Here is a 24,778-nt window from a genome sequence, read left to right on the forward strand (position 1 = left end):
TTGCACAATTTACATACTTATCACAGATCTCTTATTAAATAATCTTTAAGCGTTTAGCAACATACCGGTAGCTCGGATATTTCCTCAAAAACACGTTTGTGTTTTAAACAGATACATTAGTAAATCCAGTATACATTGTGATAATGTACAGAATCTAGCCAATTAATATCTTTTGTCCCAAGCGAAGGAGCATTGATTTTTTAAGCCCTGGATTTAAGCTGATAATAGTATTAACTTTTGTTTGGTGTTTTTTGGCAATAACGCTCAAGCTATCTCCTGATTTTACTATATATTCAATAGGTTGTTTGACTCTTTTCCATATGACCAGCCGCTGGCCTTTACGTAATGGCGTGTTCATTGCCAATTTATTCCAGTTTTGTATATCTTTAGCTGCAACCCCATAAGTTTTTTGAATTTTCTGATAGCTATCATTATTTCGTACGATGTGAATAATGCGGATATTTTTCATTGGTACTGGTTGTTTGACAGCAGGTTTTTTTTCTTGTGGAGGCATTTTAGCTACGACTGGGGAATTTTTGCTGCTAGGAATAAGTAAAGATTGATTAGGTTTCACTTGATTGCTGGTTAGTTGATTGAGTTGTTTTATCAGGTTCGCTGTTGTGTGATATCTCTTTGCAATAGCATCCAAACTATCACCTCTTTTTACTTGGTGTTTAGTCCAGCTTACGCGCTTATCTTCAGGTATATTTGATAAATTCAAGTTAAATCTTTCGACTTTTTCAGCAGGTATTAATAATTTGAATGGCTTATAAGGTGCAGTTGTCCATCGGTTATAACCGGGATTTAATTTAATCAACTCCTTATAACTGATGCCAGCAAGTTTAGCGGCATGATTTAAGTCAATTTGACTGCCAATATTAACTTCTTCGAAATAGGGAAGATAGGGAATATTTGGAAGTGTTATTTTATACCGTTTTGGATTGTTGATAATTTCTGCCAAGGCTAATAAACGCGGTACGTAGACTTTAGTTTCTCTGGGAACCGGCAGATTCCAGAATTGAACATAACGTCCGTTACGTGCAGTTGATTTGATCGCTCGTGAAATCGTTCCTTCCCCTGAGTCATAAGCAGCGATGGCTAAAATCCAGTTGCCGCTAAAATATTTATTTAGGTAGACGAGGTAATTCAAAGCTGCATCGGTTGAAGGGCCAATGCTACGTCTTCCATCAAACCACCAGTCTTGCTTTAATCCCAGATCGCTTCCAGTCCGAGGCATGAGTTGCCATATACCAGCAGCTCCTGCTCCTGAATAGGCGAAGGGATCGTACGCGCTTTCTATCATAGGGAGTAGTGCCAACTCTCCAGGCAGTTTTCTTTTCTTTATTTCACCTAACACGTGGTAAATGTAAGGTTCGGATTGACTGCTTACTTTGTTAATATAGCTAGGGTGAGCAATTAGCCATCTGATTTGCTCTTGTACCTCTGGGCGGGTTACCTCATGGCTTAAGGTAAATTCACTACGTAATACATCCCATACATCTGGGGTTGTGCCAGAAATTGCACTGCTGGAAATACCAATAAAAATAAGGATGAAGAATGAAAATTTCTTTATAATCAATAAATTACAATTCAATGGTCTTACCTGTTATTATAATTGGCTAATCAGTTTACTAAAAATTAAAGAAGGATTAAACCCTTTTTGATTTAATTTAATCCATATGGTAATTAATTTAATCTTTTTGGTTTATTATTTGAATAAATTTTTTTGATTTCTCAGTACTTTAAAAACATCCAGAGAGTCTGAAGAACGCGCACCATGTGAGAGGGCATACTGTTTCACTTGCTCTTCATCAGTGCGTAAAAAAGGATTAATTGATAATTCCAAGCCTATAGTAGACGGTAGAGTACAAGGCGATGGTTGTTTCATAATTTGTTGCATGTAATTGATGACTAATGAATTGCAGGGCTCAACAGTATGAGCAAATTTTAAATTTTGTAAGGTGTATTCATGAGCACAAAAAACTTTAGTATTTCGCGGGAGTTTTTTAAATAAGAGCAGGGATTCATGCAATTCCTCTATAGTTCCATCAAACACTCTACCGCAACCAGCAGAAAATAAAGTATCTCCACAAAATAACCATCCTTGTTGTGGTTCATAATAGCTTATATGGGTAGATGTATGCCCTGGATTAAATAAAATATGGAAGTGAAGAGAGCCCACTTGAACGGATTGTCCTTGTTTAACTGGGTTGGTTACATTATTGATTCGTTCATCTATGGGGCCATAGACCTTAGATGATGGCCATTGTTTAACTAGCGAATCAACGCCACCTATATGATCATAGTGGTGGTGAGTTAATAATATCGTTCGTAGAGTCAGTTGTTTGGATTGGGCAAAACGTATTATTTGTGCCGCTTCTCCCGGATCGACACAATCGAATGCACCAGCTATTTTATCAATAAAAACCCAAATATAATTGTCTGAAAAAGCTGAAATTGGCAAGACCGTCATGATTTATAACTCGTGGCATAGTTTTGAACCTAATTCAATGATATAGGAAGATGAGCCAGGGTTAAAATAGGTTTTTAAAGTCTCTAAAACGGCTTTGATTTCTGACGGGAAAGTATAGGGAGGATTAATTATCCAAAGACCACAACCAGTCATCCCTTCCTTTATGAGTGGATTTAAGTGAAACTCAATCCTTACTGAATTAGTGCTAATCTCTTTCATTTTTCTTAGGAATTGTTCAGTCCATGTTGTTTTTACAACGGGATACCAAACGCAATATACACCGGTAGAAAATTTTGAGTAAGCGTTTTTTATAGCGGTTGGAATTTCTTTGTATTCTTCTTTTCTTTCATATGAGGGATCAACAAAAATTACCCCGCGCTTTTCTGGTGGCGGTAAAAGAGCTTTCAACATTGAAACGCCATCTGTGTGGCTAACATGAGCTTTCTTATTAAGATGAGGGAGCTTTAATAAGGCGTTGTGTTCTGTTGGGTGTAATTCACATAAGTATAATCGGTCTTGGGAGCGCAATTGACTGATTGCAAAATAGGGCGAACCCGGATAATAACGCAATGTCGCACTAAGATTTATTTGCTTGATTACACTAATATATTCGAGAAATAGGGAGGGTAGATTCTCTCTATTGAGCCACACTGGATTAATTCCTTCCTTATATTCCTCTGTTTTTAAAGACTGTTTGTCTTTTAAATCATATATCCCTCGTCCGGAGTGGGTTTCAAGATAGAATAAGGGCTTATCCTTGTGAGTCAGATAAACCAAAAGTCGAGTCAGGGTGATGTGCTTGATTACATCAGCAAAATTTCCGGCATGATAGCCATGTTGATAACTGAGCATGAAATAAGGCTTCGAAAGGTATTTTCCAAATTATATCAAAATAATAGTTTATACTGTAGTTGCGCATTAGACCTCTTGTATAACCTGTCTCTTTTATTTTACTGCTGAGTTGCAAATGCTTCTGCGGTGCTCATTTAATGCATCTAAACTCCGCTCCTCAAAACGTTTACGCCTTGCCCGGAAACAAAATAAGCAGGTTATACAAGAGGTCTATTTTGCCTTTAGTTACTTTATTCCTTAATTTATGCACTATACTTTTTTTGAGGGGAGTAAATTGGGAGACTGAGATGGGTTTACATGAAGAATTTGAGGATCAATCATTTTCGGATTACAACTATGATGAAGAAATTGATGATCATATCGATGATTTAAGTCAAAAAAAGAAAATCAGGCGTATGCTTGAAGATAGGCTTGAACGCAAGCGTCTAAAAGAAGAATTCAAAGACGATTTTGATGAGTTAAGCGGCGAATTTGACTGGGACGAACTGGATAAATAATTTTCATTCTCTTAATCTTGCTGCTGACATCATAGTATTTTCAAGCAAAGTGACAATAGTCATTGGGCCAACTCCCCCTGGAACTGGTGTGATCCAGGCCACTTTTTCGACTGCCTTCTTAAAATCAACATCACCTCTGATGCTGCCATCGGGCAAGCGATGCATTCCTACATCAATCACCACCTGATGCTCTTTGAGCCAGTCAGTGGCTATGACGTCCATTTTTCCAGTGGCTACTATTAGAAAATCAGCAAGCTCAACAAATTTCTGTAATTGTTGGGTAAACTTGTGGCATATTGTTACAGTAGCGCCAGCTAATAATAACTCCAAGCTCATGGGTCTTCCAACAATATTGGATGCCCCAATCACTACGGCATGTTTTCTTTTTACATTGAGCTCATAGTGATGTAATAAATTCATAATCCCCAAGGGGGTACATGGTCTTAAAAAAGGGTTTCGTTGAGCAAGTCGGCCTAGATTATAAGGATGAAATCCATCCACGTCTTTCTCAGGCTTTATGTGTTCGATTATGGTTCTTTCGTTAATATGTTTGGGCAAAGGTAATTGAATTAAAATACCATCAATTCTATCCGATTGATTTAGCTCGTTGATCAGCTGAATTAATTCTTCCTGAGTTGTTTCAGCAGGTAAATCGTAAGAATGAGAGGTGATCCCTACTTCTTCACAAGCTTTTCGTTTATTACTGACATAAATTACTGAAGCAGGGTCATTGCCAATTAAAACAACAGCAAGTCCTGGCGCCCTTCGCCCTTGCTCCACATGGTATTGTACTCTTTGTTTTAGTTCATTTCTGCGAAGGGCAGAGATTTCTCTTCCATCGATTAGTGATGCAGGCATTTTCTTCTCACAATTTTTATGGGGTACATTATGAATTACAGGCTGTTCTAATGCAATATGGTTCATATGCAACAAGGAAAATACACTTATTCTTCCAGTTTTCTTAAATAATTTTGAGCCAGTTGATAAGCTTGTGATAAATTATGATGCACCTCAGGATGCATGTTCTGATCTTGAGCTTCCATTTCATTCTTACAATCCAGAAGAAAATCCTGTAACAATTTGCATTTTTCCTTTTTGCTGATATCCATTAGAAATATTTCGATAACTTCATTTTCTCTGTTCATCGCTATTCCAAATTTAATTTTGCTAATCCTCAATAATAATTATAGTTGAAGGCCTATTGGAATTATGAATTTTGTCTGATTTGACCTTAAAAAGGTCACAATTGATTTGGCTTGTTAAATTAGATGAAATATGTGATGCAATTTTACATATTATCTTATGATTTTTAGGGAATAATTTCGTGTTTTCTTGAATAGACTAACGGATAATGATACTTTTTACTTAGGCAATTAAATCATCAACATCTTATATCACAGGTGCATGGAGCTCTGATTGAAAAAAACTGTTCTGCATGCGGCTATATTCTCATTGACTATGCCAATATCTCTTTATGCACTTGGCTTAGGGGAAATGAAGGTACAGTCCTCATTGGATCAGCCTTTTTCAGCCGAAATTGAATTAATAGATGTAGGAGCAGATCCTCTTGCTAGTATCAAAGTAAGTTTAGCTGATCCGGAGCAATTTGAACAAATTGGACTTGAACGAGCAGCAGTCTTGTCTTTGCTACGGTTTCAGATTGAGAGAAATCAAAAAGGTATTCCTGTCGTAAAAGTATCGTCTACAGAAAGAATGACTGAACCTTATATGGAAATTGTAGTCGATCTAACCTGGCCAAAAGGTCAATTATACAAGGCCTATACAGTATTATTAGATCCTCCTGGATATCAATTGGGAATTACCACCGCTCAAAGCAGGCCAGTTTATTATAAGAAGAAATCTGCAAGTTACAGTAATGAGCCTGGCGTTATTGAAAAGACTGTGATTACTACAGTAGAGCATAGCCCTGTATCGAGAAATGATAGCAAAAAGAAAACGACTTATGGCCCAACTGTAACCCATGAAAACGTATGGCAAATTGCTCAAAGATATAAAACCTCAAAATTGATTTTGCCTCAGGTTGTATTAGCTATAGTTGGTGCGAATCCTGAAGCATTTAAAGATGGAAATCTAAATGGTTTAAAAGTCGGTGTTCGGTTAGTTATTCCATCAACTCAAGAAATTGCAAAAGTGCCTTCTGATTTGGCTATTGAAGAGGTGATGGCTCACGATAAAGCCTGGAATGAACATGCATCTATTAACCATGTATTAGCCCCACCATACATCAATAGTCCAATAGTGGATATGACTCCAAAACAGACTAAAGCTTCTTCAATCCCGGTAATTCCAAAGTTTACTATTGGAGTAAACTCTAACATTCCGACACTTCAACAATTAATTCCCGATAGCACTTCAGTTTCGATAGATACATCTACCCAACAGCAACCTGTGCAAAACAACAATACAGTACAGACATCGGAGCAAAATGAAAAAATTAAGGCAGAAATTTCAATTACAACAGCAGCAGTTGAATCAGTTCGAGAATCAAATGCATTATTGATGGAACAATTACGAATTCTACAAGAGCAAAATAAAAAATTGCAGGAAAAGCTGGATAAACGTGAGAAAGAAATAGAGCTAATGCGTAAGCAGGTTCAAACTATGTTGAAGGAGCGCCAAGCTGTTGCGTCCCAGGCCAGTTCACTTCCCACGAATGAACAAGGAGTGAGCATTTGGCCGTATATCATTTTATTGATATTTGCTGCAGGAGGGGCTGGGTTTGCTTATTGGTACCTCAGGCAACGTCAACATAGAGAAGGCATTTCTCCTTACAAAACAGATTCTGATTCAAGCCTCAAGCCATTTATGCCTTTAGTTGAACCCGTGAAATATGGACTAAATACCCAGACAGATGATAAGGAAACTTCCATATCCTCAACTCAAGAAAAGGTATTTGATAATGAAAAAGAAACTGGAACTCCCTTTGCTAAAGCGGATTTGGGTGAGTTTCAACCTAAAGAAAGGGATAAAATACAAAAAATTGATGCGGTAGAGTCTGAATCAGTTGAGGATGTGACTTATCTTGGAGATATAGAACAGTTAAGAGTAAAAGAAGATATAGAATTAGAACCAGAAGTTCAGGTTAAACCAGAGGTTCAGGTTAAACCAGAGGCCCAAGCTGGAGAAAATCAAATTATGTTTGAGCCTGTTATGGAACCTGAGCAATTCGATGTTAATAGAGATGATGAGGGTGATAATTCTCAGTTAAGTGAGGATGAAACTCAGCAAACTGAAGACCATCAAAGTTCTGAGGTAATAGAGTTTGAGTCTGGTTTACATGAATTAATCAAAGATAAGCCCAAAGCTAAAATAAAAGAACCAACAGATGAAGGAGATGATAGTGATAATGGAATAGACTTCATTCCTTTGACTATCAGTGATGTTGACAAAACGTTAAAGAATGAACAAAAAATTGAGAAATCAGATAAAAATGAAGATAAAAAATCAGAAGAATTTTCTACAAAGGAAAATAAGTTTAATTTGGATAATTCAGATCTTGATATGGAAGATCTGGAATCCGAACCTGAAATAAGACAGGAGGAAAAGGAAGGCTATATTATAGAAATAACAGAATTTGGCCAGAAGTCTACTCAGGAAGAAAAAACAGAAAAAGGTATTTCTACATCTCAATCGGTTGATGAGGCCGCATTCACCAAGTCATCCAGTGAAAGCAATGAAACCTCCAATCCATTGAAGAGTAAGAAGGCATTAGATACTTTGTTAGATTTGGCAAAAACCTATATTAGTATGGGCGATATAGAAACAGCAAGAAGTTCTCTTGAGGAAGTGATTGAGCATGGAAGTGCCAGCCAAAAAGAGCAAGCCTGGCAGTTACTGGATCAATTAAAGCAATAAATAACACAGGACTTACGACTACCCAATCTCTTTTTTAATTCCGTCATTTCATTTATCTAAACTCCCCATTAAAAACATTTTTTGCCCTTGACCTTAGGGTATTTCCTAAGCCCTGTAATATTTATCTTCGTTATTTAAAAGGCGGGCTTATTAGTCATCAAATAAAATACTCCAATAAGACTTAAGAATGCTGGCCAACCCAGAATAAACCAATATAGGAAATATTGGTGATATTTCTTTGGTAAGGTCGTATTATTTTTTACGGCCTCTATGGATAAATCCCTCATTTTGATTTGCAGGTAGACGACAGGAAACCAACAACATGCCGCAACGACATACCCAAGAATTGACCCCAGTATCCAGAAAGAAGTCCAGGAAAATCCCGCAAGATAAATCATGGCAAATCCTGTAAGTGGTTGCAGTATTCCAGATGTACCAGTGAATATCCAATCAGCAAAAACCACATATTTTGAAATGGCAGCAATAACAATCGGATTTTTTGTTCTATGGCCATAAATCATCACAGTCGCTGTTCCTATACCTGTACCAAAAAGTATTGTTGAACTCAGCACATGGATAAATTTTAAATAGAAATAGAGCATTATTTATCAGACTCCAAACCCAGACCTATTAAAATAGCTATTAACAAAGGAATATTCTTGGCTATGGGAGCAAATGGATCCAACCAAAGGTAAGGCAGTTTGATGGTAATAATAACCATGTATATCGAAATCGTAATCAGTTGCATTATACTGGTCAATTTAAATCGATAATTAAACAACATGGTTATGCCCAAAAGGCCATCCCATAAAGCGGAAGTATAAAATAAGAATAACTGCCACAAGGATGAAAAACCTATTTGAGCAAACAAAGATAGCGAATCACTTTTAGGATAAAAAAACAAACAACATAAGGCTGTCCAAATCCAGACAAAGGATATTCCGAGTCTTAAGGGGAGTTTAAGAAAATATAATCGCGCATGCCAATGGTCTTGTACCGAACTCGGTTGACTATAGAGACCTTCTTCATAGTCTCTTGGGGTAAAGTTAACATAATCAGCGAATCGCTGTGTTTCTTCCTGAGTAGTAATATTGTCGCTGGCAAGCATTTTATACGAAACAGTGTTAATAGTTGAATAAGGGAGTAAATCACCAAATCGGGTCAATAGGCGAATAAATGCCAAGGGAATATATATTATTCTGTTTTTGCTCAACCCAAGCCAGGAACGCAGTTTTATTATTATTTCTTTTAATGTGATTATTTTTTTGCTTACCGCATGCAAAATAATAGTTTCGGTTACAGGTGCACTCACCAATCGTACTATTGCTTGGGATAAGTCATTTAGAGAGATAGGTTGAAATTTTTGTGTTCCCTCCCCAGGTATGGTGGTAAAAAAAGGTGTTCCAGCAATTCCTCTAAATAAAGAGGACCCTCCATAAGAGCCTTTTCCATACACATATGAGGGTCTTACTATAACTGATGGGATAGGGAGAGTCAGTAAATAATCATCTATCGCTTTTTTGCTCGCAGCATAACTCACATCAACTTTATCAATTCCCAAAGCGGATATTTGAATAATTTTTTTTACACCAGAGCTTATACACGCATCAAAAAGTGCTTTTGGAGTTTCATAATGAATATTCCATATGATTCTCTCATCAGGGTGGTATAAAATCCCTACACAATTGATAACTACATCAATTCCCTGCAATCTTTCTGACCAGAGTTCAGGTTTGGTATCATTAATAAAATCACAAAAGATAACTTTTGCTCTAGGGAAAATCCTTTGTGTGTATTTGATATTCCGTACACAACAAATGATTTCATGTCCATCAATAATTAGATCGGTAACAAACTGTGAAGCGATAAAACCAGATGCGCCTGTTACCAAAATTTTCATAAGGATCTCTTATTTTTGATTATAACTAGAATAGAAGTACTATAACGAATTTAACTCCTACTATTCAAATTTCCTCACCAGGATTAATTTTAATCAACTCCAGTTTGGCATATTTAGGTTGAATAAAATAGTTTGAGTCCATAAAAAATGATGAAACCCATACAGGCAAGGAGTTAATACTCTAAAAATTATAGACAAAACAAAGAGGGTGTTATAAATTGACCCTTTTATCAGGAAAATTGAATGCGTATTGCCTTAGTGGTTGAATACGATGGTAGCCAATATCATGGCTGGCAAGCTCAAACGGGTTTGCATACTATTCAACAAGCTGTTGAATTTGCATTATCTAAAGTTGCAGACAGTTCTATTTCTGTTGTCTGCGCAGGTAGAACAGATACTGGGGTCCATGCGACCAATCAGGTGATTCATTTTGATTGTCAGAAAGAGCGTAGCATACGAGCCTGGATACATGGCGCTAATACCTTTTTACCTAAAGACATCTGCGTCAAATGGGGTAAGGAAATGCCAGAAAATTTTCATGCCCGTTATTCTGCTATTAGTCGACGGTATCGCTATGTCATTTATAATGGAGCTATACGGCCAGGTTTGTTACGCAGCAATGTAACATGGCAATATCGGCAACTGGATCATCGTTTGATGCACCAGGGGGGGCAATGTCTTCTGGGGGAAAACGATTTTACTTCATTCCGTTCCGTCGAATGTCAATCTAATACACCAATGCGTAATATTCATCAATTGCAAGTTACAAGACATGGTGATTTGATTGTTCTTGATATTACAGCGAATGCTTTTTTACATCATATGGTAAGAAATATAGCTGGTGTATTGATTGCTGTTGGATCGGGAAAACACCCTGTTGGTTGGGTTAAAGACGTTTTAAATGCAAAGGACAGAAAATTAGGCGCTGAAACCGCACCGTCGTATGGTCTATATTTGGTTCAGGTTACTTATCCCAAGGAATTTGGATTGTTGCTAAATAGTCCTGGCCCTTTGTTTCTTTGGGAGAAATAATTGAATCCATCTCGTATAAGAATCAAAATGTGCGGAATGACGCGTTCAGAAGATATTCAATATGCCATTGATTTAGGGATTGACGCCATTGGCTTAATATTTTATCCCAAAAGTTTGCGTAATGTCTCACTGGAAAAAGCCAAGATAATAGTCAATAATATACCTCCATTTGTTGATATTGTTGCAGTTTTGGTAAATCCAGAACAATCTTTTGTTCAACAGATAATTAATGAAATTCCTGTGCAGTTATTGCAATTTCATGGCGAGGAATCTTCAGAATTTTGCAGGCAATTTAATAAGCCTTTTATCAAAGCTATTCATCCTAAGACAACAATGCAAATCCAAAGTGCTGTTGATGAGTTTTTTGATGCAAGCGCTCTATTATTGGATACGCCATCAGACAAGGAGCGAGGAGGAACGGGATTAACTTTTGACTGGAATATAATTCCTGAGAATTTATCCAAGCCTTACATATTGGCAGGTGGTTTGAATGAATCTAACATTTTAGAGGCAACAACCACATGTCATCCTTATGCAGTGGATGTATGCAGTGGTATAGAAGCTTCACCTGGAGTAAAAGATCATTTGAAAATGAGCCGATTTATAAAGGCAATATGGGGATAGTATGAGTAAAAAAGAGCTTCCAGATGAGTTTGGCCATTTTGGCCCCTATGGCGGTATGTTTGTAGCCGATACCTTAGTTCATGCTTTAAAGCAATTAGAGCATGCTTATACCAAATATCGCAACGATCCGCATTTTCTGGCTGAACTACAGACAGAATTAAAAGATTATGTGGGGCGACCTAATCCTCTGTATCACGCGGTACACTTAAGCAAAAAAATAGGTGGTGCACAAATTTATCTCAAGCGCGAAGATTTAAATCATACGGGTGCTCATAAAATCAATAATACTATTGGACAAGCTTTACTCGCCAAACGCATGGGGAAAACTCGAGTGATCGCAGAAACGGGTGCAGGTCAACATGGTGTTGCCACTGCTACAGTTGCCGCTAAATTTGGGTTTCAATGCGTTGTGTACATGGGGTCTGAAGATATCAAGCGTCAATCCAGTAATGTTTATAGGATGAAATTGTTAGGTGCTGAAGTAGTGCCTGTCACCTCAGGATCAAAGACCTTGAAAGATGCTTTAAATGAAGCATTGAGAGATTGGGTGAGTCATGTCGATGACACATTCTATATCATTGGTACGGTTGCAGGTCCCCATCCTTATCCTCAAATGGTAAGAGACTTTCAAGCGATTATTGGTGTCGAAGCTCGTGCTCAACATATGGAAAAAACAGGACGTTTGCCAGACGCTCTGGTAGCTTGTGTCGGAGGTGGATCCAATGCAATAGGTTTGTTTTATCCCTTTTTGAATGATCAATCTGTCATGATTTATGGTATTGAAGCTGGGGGTAAGGGTATAGAAACCGGGGAGCATTCTGCCTCTCTCATCGCTGGAAAGCCTGGTGTGTTGCACGGCAATAGAACCTATTTACTGTGCGATGAGTATGGACAGGTGAAAGACACCCATTCCGTATCAGCTGGGCTGGATTATCCTGGGGTTGGGCCTGAGCATGCTTATTTAAAAGATACTGGACGAGTCATTTATAAAGCAATAAACGACTCCGAAGCCTTAGATGCGTTTCGCCTGTTAACTCATACGGAAGGGATTATTCCAGCATTAGAATCTAGCCATGCGGTAGCCTATGCCATACAATTGGCTAAAACCATGTCAAAAGAACAGAGTATCATAGTCAATCTATCTGGTCGTGGTGATAAAGATATGCATACAGTAGCTGCTATTGACGGTATAACAATTTAATTTTGATAAATTATTCAGGTACAACATGAACCGAATTGATAAGACTCTGGAAAATTTAAAAGCCAATAGAAAAAAAATGTTAAGTCCTTATATTACTGCAGGTGATCCGCACCCTGAGATAACAGTAAGTTTAATGCATCAATTGGTTAAATCGGGAGCGGATGTATTGGAGCTGGGAATACCATTTTCTGACCCTATGGCCGAAGGTCCTGTGATACAAAGAGCAATGGAACGAGCTTTAGCGCATTCAATTCATTGCGATGATGTATTGAATATGGTTAGGCAATTTCGTAAAACGGATACCGAAACGCCTGTGATTCTTATGGGATATTTGAATCCTATAGAACAATATGGCTATGATCTTTTTGCCCAGCAGGCAGTAGAAGCCGGCGTTGATGGAACAATATTGGTTGATTTGCCTCCTGAGGAAGCTGATGGAGTATCGCGAGTTTGGCAAAAACACGGTTTGTACAGTATTTATTTATGTTCACCAACCACCTCAGCTGAAAGAATGAATTATATCAATCAGCATGCCAATGGCTATCTGTATTATGTTTCATTAAAGGGAGTTACTGGTTCTGATGCGCTTAAGTTGCCCGAATTAAAAGCCCAATATCTGCAACGAAAGGCACAATCAAAGTTACCTCTAATGGTTGGGTTTGGAATAAAAACGCCGGAAATGGCTGCACAAGTTGCTGAATTTGCTGATGGGGTCATTGTTGGGGCGGCACTAATAAATGAAATCATTGAAGCCTATGAGGCCAAGAAAGATCCGCTGCAAGCAAGCGGGGCTCTATTGAGTTCTATGAGGCAAGCAATCGATAATATTGGAAGTATGGTATGACAGAACAAACTGAAAAAAGAGCTCACTTTATTAGACAACTTATTATAGATGATTTGGCAAATGGAAAACATCAAGGAGTCGTAACTCGTTTCCCTCCTGAACCCAATGGATATCTCCATGTTGGACATGCCAAGTCTATTTGTCTTAATTTTGGCTTGGCAGAAGAGTTTAAGGGAAAATGTTTTTTACGTTTTGATGATACCAATCCAATTAAAGAAGAGGAAGAATATGTAAACGCGATCATTGATGATGTTCGTTGGCTGGGATTTGAATGGTGTGCCATGACACATTCATCCGACTACTATCATGAGCTGTATGAGTTAGCCATTTATCTTATTAAGAAAGATATGGCTTATGTCGATAGCTTGAGTATGGAAGAAATTCGTGCTTTTCGCGGTACTTTACAAGAACCAGGGCGTGAAAGTCCTTATAGAAACAGAACAGTCGAAGAGAATCTGGATTTGTTCGCTCGGATGAAAGCGGGTGAGTTTCCTGATGGAACTCATGTTTTGAGAGCAAAAATAGATATGAAATCAGGTAATTTGAATATGCGTGATCCGGTTTTATATCGTATACGCCATGCGTCGCATCAGCGCACAGGAGATGAATGGTGTATTTATCCTATGTATGATTATGCTCATCCTATTTCTGATGCTTTGGAAAAAATAACACATTCTTTATGTACGTTGGAGTTTCAGGATCATAGACCTTTATATGATTGGCTGGTTGATAATTTACCTTTACCTGCCAAACCAGTACAAACCGAATTTGCCAGATTAAATTTATCCCATACCGTCACGAGTAAGAGAAAGTTACGTGAATTGGTTGAAAAAAAGATAGTTACAGGATGGGATGACCCACGATTGCCCACATTACGAGGTATGCGCAAAAGGGGGTATCCACCTGCTGCAATTCGACAATTCTGTGAAATAATTGGCATATCAAGAAGTGATTCCGTCATTGATATGACTTTACTTGAGGAATGTGTTCGCGCTGAATTTAATAAAACTGCGAAACGGGCTCTTTGTGTTATGGAACCCTTAAAGGTTGTTATTGTAAATTACCCGGAAAATAAAGTAGAACAACTTCAAGCAGCTTTCTACCCTCAAAATCCTGAATCAGAGAGCAGGAATTTACCCTTTTCCCGTGAAATTTATATTGAAAAGTCTGATTTTATGGAAAATCCGCCTAATAAATATTTCCGATTATCTCCTGGAGCTGAAGTACGTCTGCGTCATGCCTATGTTATAAAGTGCCAGGAAGTTATCCGTAATGACCAAGGTGAAGTAACAGAATTGCATTGTACTTATGATGAAAATACTCTCGGTAAAAATCCGGAAGATCGTAAGGTGAAGGGCGTTATTCATTGGGTGTCTTCTTCACATGCTTATCCTGTCACTATTTATCAATATGACCGGTTATTTACAGACCCCAATCCTGCACGGGAAGAAGATTATTTTCAGTTTCTGAATCATAACTCTTTACAAACCCTCCAGGGATTCTGTGAACCGGCAATGGTGCAGCAGGCAGAAGGTGATGTTTTTCAATTTGAGCGTTTAGGCTATTATTGCGTCAATTCGGTGGCTGAGGGCTGTGTTCAAGCCTTTCATCGGGTAGTGGATTTAAAGGACACTTGGGGTAAAGTGAGTTGAGGGGCAGACATGTTACATTTATATAATTCTTTGACCAGAAAAAAAGAACCATTTGTTTCCTTGAGGCCCGGAAAGATAGGGATGTATGTTTGCGGAATTACTGTATATGACCACTGCCATTTAGGGCATGCACGTTCAATGGTTGCTTTTGATGTAATAGTTCGCTACCTGCGCTCACAAGGTTTTGATGTAACTTATGTCAGAAATATTACGGATATAGATGATAAAATCATTGCCAGGGCCTCAGAGAGAGGTGTATCCATCAATGAGTTGACTGCACAATATATTGAGGCAATGAATAATGATACTCATGCATTAAATATTTTGCCTCCTGATCATGAGCCAAGGGCAACCGGACACATTGAAACTATCATTCGCTTGATTCAACGCTTACTTGATAATGGCAACGCGTATATCAGTGAGAATGATGATGTGTGCTATGAAGTAGATACTTTTCCCGAATATGGGAAATTATCGCATAAGGATATTGAAGGTTTGGTTTCGGGTTCTCGCGTAGAGATTGTAAAAGAAAAACGCTCACCACTTGATTTTGTGTTATGGAAAAAAGCAAAGCCAGGTGAACCCAGTTGGCCTTCACCTTGGGGGGAAGGGCGGCCTGGATGGCATATTGAGTGTTCAGCTATGGCTATGCATGAATTAGGTGAGCAATTTGATATTCATGGAGGTGGATTGGATTTGCAATTTCCACATCATGAAAATGAAATTGCTCAAAGTGAAGCGGCTACGGGTAAACCTTTTGCTAATTATTGGCTACATGTTGGCATGTTGCAGGTCAATGGCGAAAAAATGGCAAAATCAATAGGGAATTTTTACACTATTGCCGATGTTTTAAAAGAACATCACCCGGAAGTCATCCGCTATTTTCTATTAAGCAGTCATTATCGCAGTCCTTTGAATTATTCAGAAGATAATTTATTAAATGCCAAGAAAGCTCTTATCAGACTTTATCAGGCAGTTAAAGATGTTCCGCCACAAACTGCAGATAGTAAACTGGATGATTATTGGCAAGAACAATTTAATCAGGCAATGAATGATGATTTCAATACCCCTATTGCTTTATCTGTTCTTTTCCAATTAGCTCATGAGGTAAATAAAAGTAATTCACCCATATTGGCTAATACTCTGAAGAATCTAGCTGGTATTCTTGGAGTTTTACAAAAAGATCCCGAATCATTCCTGCAATCTGGTTTGCCAGAGGAAGAAAAATTGGCTATAGAGCAACTGATTGCAGAGCGTCTTCAGGCGCGAGCTGAACGCAACTGGACAAAGGCAGATCAGATTAGGGCTGATTTATTGAGCAAAGGCATAGAGCTGGAAGATGGTGCAACAGGAACAACATGGCGGAGGATTGCTGAATAATTGTTCCTTCTATGCGGTTTTATTGAATCAGAATGGACATCTACCAAATGCTTAATTTAATATAGGATGCAATTACCTTTCAAAAATTTTAAAACAAGTATATTGAATAAATTAACTGCTATTTATTGACTAGATTGTTCATTAAGATAAATTCGAAATTAAATTTGAATTCGCAATGAATATAAAAAAATATCTAAAAAAAAATGATTTAATCTTGCGATTTGCTGGATGGTTCTTTTTAATAAACTCATTCATATTTTGGCTTGTTGGCTTGGGGTATTTAAAGTCCATTTTATTAAATGCCTCTTTATTTAAAAATTATATCGCCGATTATTCAAGTTTATCAGGAAAAATTCTCATTCTGGTTTTCTCAGTTTTAAATTATCTTTCTTACATGATGTTTTTAGCTTTTGTCCCTGCAATACCAATAATAATAATGGCATTTTTTTTACCCTATAAACGAATGATTTGGATTATCAGTGTTATTGCGGCTACCACAAGTCTTATTTTTTTATTTGTTGATAGTCAAGTTTTTTCAATGTTTAAGTTTCATCTTAACAAAACAATTTTATCGTTTGTTTTTAATTCGGAATGGAGTGTCATTTTTACCTTTTCCAGATATGAGCTGATTCTGTCTTTTTGTATGATAGTCTTTATATTCTTTCTGGAATCTATTATTGCCTGGTTGGTATGGAAAAAAATAGTTTTAAAAGAATGTTTAAAAATTGGTAAAACTATTTCATTATTTTGGCTTGGTGGCGCTTTAATAAGTTATTTTATATTGCTCTTATCGATAGCACAAAATAATAATTTGTTTGCTCAGCAAATACCTAATTTGCCACTTTATAATCAACTCATTGCTTATACTATCCCTGATAAAAACGCTGATGATATATTACGCCGCTACAGTGAGCATTATTTTACACAGCCTCTTTTCCCCAATTATCCATTACGTTATCCCTTACATCCCTTACAGTGTAAGAGGCGTGAAAAACCTGATAACATTATCCTCATCATGGTAGACTCACTTCGGTTTGATTCCCTAAAAGAAAAATATATGCCGAATACGGCACAATTTGCAAAAAAAAGTTGGCGATTTTTTCAGCATATGAGTGCTGGAAATGCTACGCATCCAGGATTATTTTCATTATTTTATTCGATTCCCAGTAATTACTCGACGTCAGTCTTCGAGCAAAAAAAATCACCAGTTTTAATCGATTTATTATTACAACATGATTATCAGACAAAAATTATTTGGTCTGGCTCTATGGCTCCACTTCCATTACATCAGACTATTTATAAAAAAATTGCCAATCTCAATGTCAATGGAGCACCAATAGATGATACCGGAGAAAAGGACAGATATTCCACGAGAGAAGCTATCCAGTTTTTAAGAGATCGTAAAGCAAATAACCCTTTTTTTCTTCATATTTTTTACAACGCGCCTCATGACTATTGTAGATATCAAAGTTTTCCGCAGTTGTATAAACCCGCAATAGAAGAATGTGCACGAATCGGAATGACAAATCATGTCGATCCATTACCTTACTACAATCGCTATTTGAATACAGTTACATTTATTGACCACGAAATTTCGAAAGTATTAGAGGTAATCGAAAAAAAAGGGTATTTAAAAAACAGTATCATTATAATTACCTCTGATCATGGTCAAGAATTTAATGATAATCGTCAAAATTATTGGGGACATACCAGTAATTTTACTCCGATTCAACTTCAGGTTCCTTTGATTATTCATTGGCCTGGGGAGTTAGCTCGTCGTTTTGACTATCTCACTAGTAGTTATGATATTATTCCTACAATATTACAGCGTTTATTTGCTTGTAAAAATCCTGTTTCTGATTACAGTATCGGATATAATTTGCTGATTGAGGGCAAGCGAGCCTCATTTCTACTGGTAGGCAGTTATATTAACATGGGAATTCTTGAAGCAGATCGCACTACAACATTAGAAACCTCCGGAAGAATTACAATTACGGGTGTGAAGGCAGAACCGCTTAATGATGCGGTCCCCAGAATGAATGTTGTAACACAGGCATTGGATTTGATGCGCAGGTATTATGGCAAATAAAAGATTGTCTTTAAAAATAAATTGGCAATTAACCTTTTTATTCTCAATTTACGTCATACAGCGGATATCTCTAAATTTGTAGGCAAAATATAGCTATAATTATATATAATTTGCTTAGGAATTAAGTCATGGTAAACCAAACACGTGAAAATTTAATTAATAAAGTCAAGGATGGTTCCGATTCTATCGCTTTAATCTATTCTCCAATCGAACTTCATGAATATATTGTTGAAATTATTTCTAAAGATTCTGATCAATTTATCTATAAAGGAAAGGAAATATGTCATTTTAATTCGATTGATGAAGCAGTGTCTCGTGCTACAGAATTAGGAGCAAAAGAGTTTTTTCTTTGTGCAGATAATACATATGATGAATGTGGTTCTTTAAATTCTGTGCAACACTTTGATTATATGCCTATTTATTCTAAATTTAAGCGCACTTGAGTTTGGCGTATCAATCTTGGTTGCGAGCTTTTTGCATTTCTTTTTTGGTTCAAATTCTATAAGCCGATGAATAACACTGGCTTTGCCTACTTTAAATCTTGTACCCACCTCTTGGATAGTTAAATTTTTTTTGCTCTTACTTTTTAATACTTGTTTGCAAAAATCTAAGTAATCCATCATTAGTTATTATTAATAATCAATTACTTATATGCTGGTCATAGAAGGTTAGGCAAACGCTCAATGAACCTCAAATACGATGCTATCTCTCAATACATAAAAACATGCTTTGGCTACATTGTTTTAATCTGAAATTCCTTTATACCTCGATTCAAATGGCGAGTGTCTCAGCGTACATGTAGAGCAAGCGCTACTAGTAGCTTGTATCAAAAAGGCTACTTTTCATAGTCTTTTGTCGCATTTACGGCGGTTTTCATCATTTTACTTTAATCATTCGTTCATAAAATAAAAACTAACTGATTGCAAAATGATCAATTAAGTTAAGAATTGACATTGGAATTTTTTGAGGTTGTTTTGATTATGAAATCTATTGAATATTTTAGAAATGAATTAAATGAATTATTTAAGAGCAAAAAAAATGTTTATAAATTTAAACAAGAAGCAAAATCTCCGGAAAAAAATACAGAATCTGATGAATATGTATTATCTTTTGACACGGTTCCTGATGAAGGGATAGATAGAGATAATAACACTTTTTATTATACGCTCTCTGTTGATGAAATATGTTATGAAATTAAAACATCCTCGGGATGTTTGAGTACGGGAAGCTTTCACGCCAATAATCACAACAATCTTGAGGAGCGGATTTTTCTTAATGCAGCTGAAAAAGGGTTTGTCGAAAATTTAGAAGTTTTAAAAAATCTAGCAACGATAGAAAGACTTATAAAAGAATTAGAAAAAAAAGGGACCGAAGACGAAATTAAGAAATATAGCTCTGAGTTAAATCATGAAATTAGTTTATATAATGATAACTTACGAAAAATAAGCAACATATTCCCTGATATTGATAAGAAAATTCTAAAAAAATTAGAAATAAACAATAGCATTCTTCCTTTGCCTTGTCCATTTGATACACGGGCAGTACAAGTTGCTAGTCATGTTCCAAATCAAGAAGGCACTTATCGTCGTTCTCAGAGCTCTAACGAGTATCATCATACTAATAAGAGAGGTAATGTAATAACTTATAAAGATTTAAATGAGTTGAAAAATAATGACCCCAATTTAGGAGAGATTTTTTTAGCGACTGATAATAATTCATTATATGTGAAGTGTAAATTTAAAAAGTCAGAACCTGCTAAATTATTACCTATCAGTTTATATTCAGAGACAAAGAATAATATTATTAACAAATTGAATAGTAAAAGAAAATTAACCAACAACGAATTATTAGCAATTATTTCTGCCATTCAAAGTAAAGATACTTTAATTTTAAAAAATCAATTAAACAAATTTGGCTGTAATGTTGAAGGTGTAATTGCAGGGAATGGAGAAGCTTATAACTTAGGGGGAAATGCTACACGAGTAGATAAGATTATTGAATATCAGAGTAATGGTATTTCTTATAAAAGAGGAAATCAATTAACCCTTAAATTAAAAGATAGGATATTGGAACATAAAACAAATGTGGTAGAAACCCTGGTTCACCATTTAAAAGACGAAAATTTTAAGTGTCTAAAGGTTGATAGTAACCAACTTAAAGCCAAATATCCTTGTTTAATTGTTACCTTTAAATATGATGAGTATAGGAATAAACCCGAAAATATCCCTGAAGGATACTCTGAGTTTGTTACCCATATGATGATTGCTCAGATTAATTTAAAATTAAAAGAAAAAAATCTGTCCCCATTGATAGATAGACGACAAAGTTTTGGGTTCCTCACCCCTACATTAACCGATGTTCATACGGGTGTTAGATTATCACTTGGCCTTACGCCAAATAAACAGTGGATAGAGTGTGTTGAAGAAGGAATAAAACAGACAGATAAGTCCTTAGCAAAATTTACGCTGAAAGACAAAGATGATTTACTCAATCTATTTAGAGCTGGAGAGTTTTGTGGGGATGGACACAAATACCTTTATGACTTATATAAAACAGGAGAAAAAACACAAGAAGAAGTGAAGAAGTTTCTACAAGAATCAAAGGTGAAATCAGAATGTAAGGAAATTTATTTTTCAACAAAAGACATAACGCGTATTGATAAAGATAAATTAAAAAAAGGCGTATTGAAAAGATTTTATTACTTTGATAGTAAAAATGGAGCAATTACTCTTTATGATAAACAGCACCAACATGGATCTTCTTTAAAAGTTAATGCAGAGTTTATTCATTATTTTCTTTTAAAAAATTTTTCCTCTAAAGATTTGATAAAATTGACTGAAGTACAGGAGTGTTGGTTAAAGGAAGCAATTGATGATGCACAGAGGAATAATCCGTTTCAATATATCGACCGAAAATATCTATCTCTATATAGAAAGATTACTCGTCTTTACGCGCAAATACTTGGTGTTGAACAGAATCGTGGAGAAGAAAAGGATCTAGCTAAGTTAACGAGGGACTTGATTAATCTTCAAAATGAGGTTGTCACTTCATTATTGAAAACAATGCCCTTGATTACGGATGATACCAGTGATGATGAGCATGCCAATAAATATGCACAAAAAAATTTTTACTCACCAGCAGGTATGAGCGCTCTATTTGCGCCGCTTTATGCAGCAGCAAAAGTGTTTAGTTATCATAATGAGATGCCAATTTCTTATGGCAGTGATCCTTATGCATACTTTGAGTTATTATTATCTTGGAATAAAACCTTAGACGAGTCACAATTTGTGCGTTCTGAAGTTGTTAAAGAAAAACTTGAAAATCGCGCTTTTAAGATGCTGTTAGAGAATTTTGCAAATGAGTCAAATAAAACTGGCTTGGTCAAAATGGGAAGATCTGAAGTAACGATCTGTTTTAAAAATATTTATACTGAAATTTATAGCAATCAAATTAAAAGAAAAAAACTTGATGCAGATTCAATTATTAATTCAAATTTGACAGCAATTAAAAATGCTTTGGAAATAAATACTGAAAACGATAGAGGGGCAATCCAATTTAATGAGGAAAAGCTTAGGTCAATATTAAAACAAGGAATAAATATTATCCAACAATCTTTTCCAAAGTATATGGAGCATGTAAATAGCCTGGAAAACAATCCTACAGTGTATTTTGCTGATAACAATCCTTGTGTTAACAAAGATCATCTGGAGGTAAGAACTGCCATAGAAGTTTTAAAAGATCTTTGCACCAAAGATCTTTGCCCAAAAGTGTTCGTCCTGGACACAACTTCTGCAACTGAAGCCCAAATAGAAGATTTTTTAAATGTGTTTAATCAACAAGATAAAATTCCAATTCTTGTGACTGCTTCAAGTATGGTTAAACACAGTGAATTTGGATTAGATTTATGGCAGGGAGGAATCAACAAAGCCTATTTATCAGAAAAAGCGGAGAAAAATGAAAATTCGCAAAATGAGTTTGCACGCTTTACAACTGAATTTAAAAATGTTACCAAAGGAACCGAACCAGGCTTTACACGATTTGCAAGACGACATGTTCGAGAAGCAATGAATAATATAAATGTGGCGATAAAAGATTCACAAGATAATAGTGAACCTCAAGATGCAACATGTAAAGATGATGTGCAAAACATACCTACTAACCCTATTTCTGAAGAAAGCAATAGGACAGAGGAAGGACAGATGATTAATAGAGAGCTTGATGAATATGTGCCCCTACTTACAAAGAAAGGATTCTTTGCTGTACAAATTGAAAAGGTGCCAGAAAACAATGTTAATCAAAATAATAAACAAAAGTCTCCTGAGGAAGGCGAGCCGCCTTGCTGCACAATAATTTAACTTCCGAGATTTTGTTTTTATTTGTAGTCGTTCAAAGAAGTAAAGCAAAACGTTATTATGCCTACTAATAGTCGAATAGCGGGATTTAGAGTAGGTACTGTAGCTTCATATCCTATCAAGGTATTTTTCACTGATTTGAATGATAACTTGTATACCTTTGTCGTCAATACGAAGTTTGCCCCATGTTCCGCAGAAATGGATCCATCTCAATGTCCAACGAATAAGGCAGAAATTATCAATACAAAATCTTGTATTGTTACCAAGAGTAATGGAGAAAAGCATCCCAAGTCGAATGATTGGTGTCAAAATGCTAATCCAAACCAACAAAGAGAAAAGCAATTGACTAAGAATTTCATCAGTTTCCCACAGCCGTTAGATTATATGGAGTAAGTGCTGAAGTATAATGCTACTTTAGAACTTCTTCTTAGGCTAATTACTTTATTTAAGTAAGCTGATAAGTTAAATGATTAATATCTTGAAGACGTGGTGTGACCGTTTAAAATTGCAGAGTAGGTAGTTTAGTTTTGTGAGGTTACTCTTAAAATTTCTGCAAGTGACGTATCGCCACTTAATACTCTTTTAAAACCATCTTCACGTATGCTAGGCGTGGTGGGTCGTAAATAATTTTCTATCGTTTGAATATTTTCATTACGATGAATCATTCCTCTCAGGGTTTCATCTACGATAATTAATTCATAAATTCCGGTTCGGCCTTTATAACCCAAGTGATTGCAATAGTCGCATCCCTTGGGTTCAAAGACCTGGGAGAGATCAGCATCAGGTTTAAGACCCATTAACTCCTTTTCTTCCTCTCTTAATTGATGGGGTGTTTTACAATGAGAACATAATTTTCTTACCAAACGTTGCGCGATGAGGCCGACTATACTGGACGACAATAAAAAAGACTCAACTCCCATATCATGCAGGCGAGTTAATGCCCCCAATGCAGTATTGGTATGAAGGGTGGATAATACCAAATGACCGGTTAAGCTCGCTTGAACAGCAATTTCAGCCGTTTCCAAATCACGGATTTCTCCTATCATGACAACGTCCGGATCTTGACGTAATATAGCCCTTAATCCTTTGGCAAAAGTCATTTGAACTTTAGTATTAACTTGCGTTTGTCCGACACCAGGCAAGTCATATTCAATGGGATCTTCAATGGTTAAAATATTACGAGTCACCTGATTTAATTCAGTGAGCATAGCGTAGAGAGAGGTTGTTTTACCCGAACCTGTGGGGCCGGTGACTAAAATAATGCCATGAGGTTCTGCAATCATTTGTCGTACTGTTTTTAGTGTATGTTCAGGCATGCCCAAAAGATTTAAATCCAGTTGAGCAGCTTGTTTATCCAATATCCTTAAAACCACTCGCTCCCCATGGTTTGAGGGTAAAGTTGAGACTCTGACATCAATATTGTGTCCTCCTATACGCAATGAAATTCGACCATCTTGAGGAATTCTTTTCTCGGCGATATCTAATTTGGCCATCACCTTAACTCTGGAAATGACCAAAGGAGCGATAGCTCGTTGAATTTCAAGGACTTCTTGTAGAACACCATCAATTCGGTTGCGCACCAATACTCTGTCTTCATACGTTTCGATGTGTATATCAGATGCTTTTTGTTTAATGGCTTGAGTGAACAGAGCATTCAGTAAACGGATAATTGGAGCATCGTCTTGATTTTCCAATAAGTCTTCGCTGACAGGAAGTTGACTGGCCAACATAGATAAATCCATATCTTCTTCCATGCCTTCAGCGGCATCCAGTATAGAAGATTTAGATTGGTAAATATTGGCTAAATGTTGCTGAAAAGTAGATTCATCGACTTGTTTTAGATCAAGTTCGCATTGCAATAATCGCTTTATCTCAGCGAACGCTTGCAGAGTTGTGCTAGGTAAATGATAGACAATAGCCAGATTTTCTTTTATTTCTCCCACAACAATTCCATTGCTTTTGGCAAAACTGTAAGGAATTTTAAGTGACTTTTCTTCATTTTCCAT

General features: G+C 36.5%; 20 protein-coding genes. 12 read left to right on the forward strand and 8 right to left on the reverse strand.

The window, feature by feature from the left end:
* Positions 1–154 precede the first annotated feature (154 nt).
* The 3 genes from OQJ02_RS05955 to OQJ02_RS05965 all read right to left on the reverse strand — a co-directional run bounded on the left by OQJ02_RS05955 (position 155) and on the right by OQJ02_RS05965 (position 3,325).
* On the reverse strand, positions 155–1,594 hold the full coding sequence (locus OQJ02_RS05955; protein ID WP_265718315.1) for a lytic transglycosylase: 1,440 nt from the start codon (positions 1,592–1,594) through the stop codon (positions 155–157).
* Positions 1,595–1,708: 114 nt separating this feature from the next.
* A complete protein-coding gene (gene gloB, locus OQJ02_RS05960; protein ID WP_265718316.1) occupies positions 1,709–2,473 on the reverse strand; it encodes a hydroxyacylglutathione hydrolase in 765 nt (254 codons plus the stop codon).
* Between the two features lie 3 nt (positions 2,474–2,476).
* The gene (locus OQJ02_RS05965) at positions 2,477–3,325 is read right to left on the reverse strand and encodes a 23S rRNA (adenine(2030)-N(6))-methyltransferase RlmJ (RefSeq protein WP_265718317.1); all 849 of its coding nucleotides are present in this window, start codon (positions 3,323–3,325) and stop codon (positions 2,477–2,479) included.
* Between the two features lie 287 nt (positions 3,326–3,612).
* On the opposite strand from OQJ02_RS05965, the gene OQJ02_RS05970 reads away from it, so the two are divergent.
* Entirely contained in the window at positions 3,613–3,822 is a 210-nt protein-coding gene (locus tag OQJ02_RS05970; RefSeq protein WP_265718318.1) for a PA3496 family putative envelope integrity protein, read from the forward strand.
* 3 nt (positions 3,823–3,825) lie between these two features.
* Here the strand turns inward: OQJ02_RS05970 and folD are convergent, their stop codons facing one another.
* Both folD and OQJ02_RS05980 read right to left on the reverse strand, forming a co-directional pair.
* Positions 3,826–4,680 (reverse strand): bifunctional methylenetetrahydrofolate dehydrogenase/methenyltetrahydrofolate cyclohydrolase FolD, encoded by an 855-nt coding sequence (gene folD / locus OQJ02_RS05975; protein ID WP_265718319.1) that lies wholly within the window; start codon positions 4,678–4,680, stop codon positions 3,826–3,828.
* Positions 4,681–4,766: 86 nt separating this feature from the next.
* A complete protein-coding gene (locus OQJ02_RS05980; protein ID WP_027221494.1) occupies positions 4,767–4,967 on the reverse strand; it encodes a hypothetical protein in 201 nt (66 codons plus the stop codon).
* 271 nt (positions 4,968–5,238) lie between these two features.
* Between OQJ02_RS05980 and OQJ02_RS05985 the strand changes: the two genes are divergently transcribed.
* On the forward strand, positions 5,239–7,698 hold the full coding sequence (locus tag OQJ02_RS05985; RefSeq protein WP_265718320.1) for a FimV/HubP family polar landmark protein: 2,460 nt from the start codon (positions 5,239–5,241) through the stop codon (positions 7,696–7,698).
* 134 nt (positions 7,699–7,832) lie between these two features.
* Here OQJ02_RS05985 and OQJ02_RS05990 read toward each other — a convergent pair whose 3' ends face one another.
* Both OQJ02_RS05990 and OQJ02_RS05995 read right to left on the reverse strand, forming a co-directional pair.
* Complete coding sequence (locus OQJ02_RS05990; RefSeq protein WP_265718321.1) at positions 7,833–8,300, reverse strand: DUF2269 family protein; 468 nt, start codon at positions 8,298–8,300, stop codon at positions 7,833–7,835.
* Positions 8,300–9,598, reverse strand: coding sequence for an NAD(P)H-binding protein (locus tag OQJ02_RS05995; protein ID WP_265718322.1), 1,299 nt, complete (start codon positions 9,596–9,598; stop codon positions 8,300–8,302). The genes OQJ02_RS05990 and OQJ02_RS05995 overlap by 1 nt, the downstream gene beginning before the upstream one ends.
* A gap of 243 nt (positions 9,599–9,841) precedes the next feature.
* Here OQJ02_RS05995 and truA point away from each other — a divergent pair, with 243 nt between their 5' ends.
* The 10 genes from truA to OQJ02_RS06045 all read left to right on the forward strand — a co-directional run bounded on the left by truA (position 9,842) and on the right by OQJ02_RS06045 (position 23,165).
* The gene (truA, locus tag OQJ02_RS06000; RefSeq protein WP_265718323.1) at positions 9,842–10,630 is read left to right on the forward strand and encodes a tRNA pseudouridine(38-40) synthase TruA; all 789 of its coding nucleotides are present in this window, start codon (positions 9,842–9,844) and stop codon (positions 10,628–10,630) included.
* Positions 10,631–11,254: a phosphoribosylanthranilate isomerase gene (locus OQJ02_RS06005; RefSeq protein WP_265718324.1), complete on the forward strand. Its 624-nt coding sequence runs from the start codon at positions 10,631–10,633 to the stop codon at positions 11,252–11,254.
* 1 nt (position 11,255) lies between these two features.
* On the forward strand, positions 11,256–12,455 hold the full coding sequence (gene trpB / locus OQJ02_RS06010) for a tryptophan synthase subunit beta (RefSeq protein ID WP_265718325.1): 1,200 nt from the start codon (positions 11,256–11,258) through the stop codon (positions 12,453–12,455).
* Between the two features lie 25 nt (positions 12,456–12,480).
* Entirely contained in the window at positions 12,481–13,299 is an 819-nt protein-coding gene (gene trpA / locus OQJ02_RS06015) for a tryptophan synthase subunit alpha (RefSeq protein WP_265718326.1), read from the forward strand.
* Entirely contained in the window at positions 13,296–14,951 is a 1,656-nt protein-coding gene (locus OQJ02_RS06020) for a glutamine--tRNA ligase/YqeY domain fusion protein (protein ID WP_265718327.1), read from the forward strand. Before trpA ends, OQJ02_RS06020 begins: the two co-directional genes overlap by 4 nt.
* Positions 14,952–14,960: 9 nt before the next feature.
* Positions 14,961–16,331, forward strand: a complete 1,371-nt coding sequence (cysS, locus tag OQJ02_RS06025) for a cysteine--tRNA ligase (protein ID WP_265718328.1) — start codon at positions 14,961–14,963, stop codon at positions 16,329–16,331.
* Positions 16,332–16,506: 175 nt separating this feature from the next.
* A complete protein-coding gene (locus OQJ02_RS06030) occupies positions 16,507–18,420 on the forward strand; it encodes a DUF3413 domain-containing protein (protein ID WP_265718329.1) in 1,914 nt (637 codons plus the stop codon).
* Positions 18,421–18,548: 128 nt separating this feature from the next.
* Positions 18,549–18,863: a DUF6482 family protein gene (locus tag OQJ02_RS06035; RefSeq protein ID WP_265718330.1), complete on the forward strand. Its 315-nt coding sequence runs from the start codon at positions 18,549–18,551 to the stop codon at positions 18,861–18,863.
* A gap of 504 nt (positions 18,864–19,367) precedes the next feature.
* Positions 19,368–22,775 carry a Dot/Icm T4SS effector LegC1 gene (gene legC1, locus OQJ02_RS06040; protein WP_265718331.1) on the forward strand — a complete coding sequence of 1,136 codons (3,408 nt, stop codon included), beginning with the start codon at positions 19,368–19,370 and terminating at the stop codon, positions 22,773–22,775.
* Between the two features lie 57 nt (positions 22,776–22,832).
* Positions 22,833–23,165, forward strand: coding sequence for a hypothetical protein (locus OQJ02_RS06045; RefSeq protein WP_265718332.1), 333 nt, complete (start codon positions 22,833–22,835; stop codon positions 23,163–23,165).
* Between the two features lie 128 nt (positions 23,166–23,293).
* Here the strand turns inward: OQJ02_RS06045 and lspE are convergent, their stop codons facing one another.
* Entirely contained in the window at positions 23,294–24,778 is a 1,485-nt protein-coding gene (gene lspE / locus OQJ02_RS06050; RefSeq protein ID WP_265718333.1) for a GspE family T2SS ATPase variant LspE, read from the reverse strand.

Origin of the sequence: Legionella sp. PATHC032, from assembly GCF_026191185.1 — a bacterium.
Classification (GTDB): domain Bacteria; phylum Pseudomonadota; class Gammaproteobacteria; order Legionellales; family Legionellaceae; genus Legionella.

Bases quoted from the DNA above. Each gene is read 5' to 3' on its own strand.
- trpB (WP_265718325.1), top strand. From the start codon at position 11,256: ATGAGTAAAAAAGAGCTTCCAGATGAGTTTGGCCATTTTGGCCCCTAT.
- OQJ02_RS06045 (WP_265718332.1), top strand. From the start codon at position 22,833: ATGCCTACTAATAGTCGAATAGCGGGATTTAGAGTAGGTACTGTAGCT.
- OQJ02_RS05990 (WP_265718321.1), bottom strand. From the start codon at position 8,300: ATGCTCTATTTCTATTTAAAATTTATCCATGTGCTGAGTTCAACAATA.
- trpA (WP_265718326.1), top strand. From the start codon at position 12,481: ATGAACCGAATTGATAAGACTCTGGAAAATTTAAAAGCCAATAGAAAA.
- OQJ02_RS06035 (WP_265718330.1), top strand. From the start codon at position 18,549: ATGGTAAACCAAACACGTGAAAATTTAATTAATAAAGTCAAGGATGGT.
- lspE (WP_265718333.1), bottom strand. From the start codon at position 24,778: ATGGAAAATGAAGAAAAGTCACTTAAAATTCCTTACAGTTTTGCCAAA.
- OQJ02_RS06030 (WP_265718329.1), top strand. From the start codon at position 16,507: ATGAATATAAAAAAATATCTAAAAAAAAATGATTTAATCTTGCGATTT.
- truA (WP_265718323.1), top strand. From the start codon at position 9,842: ATGCGTATTGCCTTAGTGGTTGAATACGATGGTAGCCAATATCATGGC.
- OQJ02_RS05980 (WP_027221494.1), bottom strand. From the start codon at position 4,967: ATGAACAGAGAAAATGAAGTTATCGAAATATTTCTAATGGATATCAGC.
- gloB (WP_265718316.1), bottom strand. From the start codon at position 2,473: ATGACGGTCTTGCCAATTTCAGCTTTTTCAGACAATTATATTTGGGTT.
- folD (WP_265718319.1), bottom strand. From the start codon at position 4,680: ATGCCTGCATCACTAATCGATGGAAGAGAAATCTCTGCCCTTCGCAGA.
- OQJ02_RS06020 (WP_265718327.1), top strand. From the start codon at position 13,296: ATGACAGAACAAACTGAAAAAAGAGCTCACTTTATTAGACAACTTATT.
- OQJ02_RS05970 (WP_265718318.1), top strand. From the start codon at position 3,613: ATGGGTTTACATGAAGAATTTGAGGATCAATCATTTTCGGATTACAAC.
- cysS (WP_265718328.1), top strand. From the start codon at position 14,961: ATGTTACATTTATATAATTCTTTGACCAGAAAAAAAGAACCATTTGTT.
- OQJ02_RS05995 (WP_265718322.1), bottom strand. From the start codon at position 9,598: ATGAAAATTTTGGTAACAGGCGCATCTGGTTTTATCGCTTCACAGTTT.
- OQJ02_RS05965 (WP_265718317.1), bottom strand. From the start codon at position 3,325: ATGCTCAGTTATCAACATGGCTATCATGCCGGAAATTTTGCTGATGTA.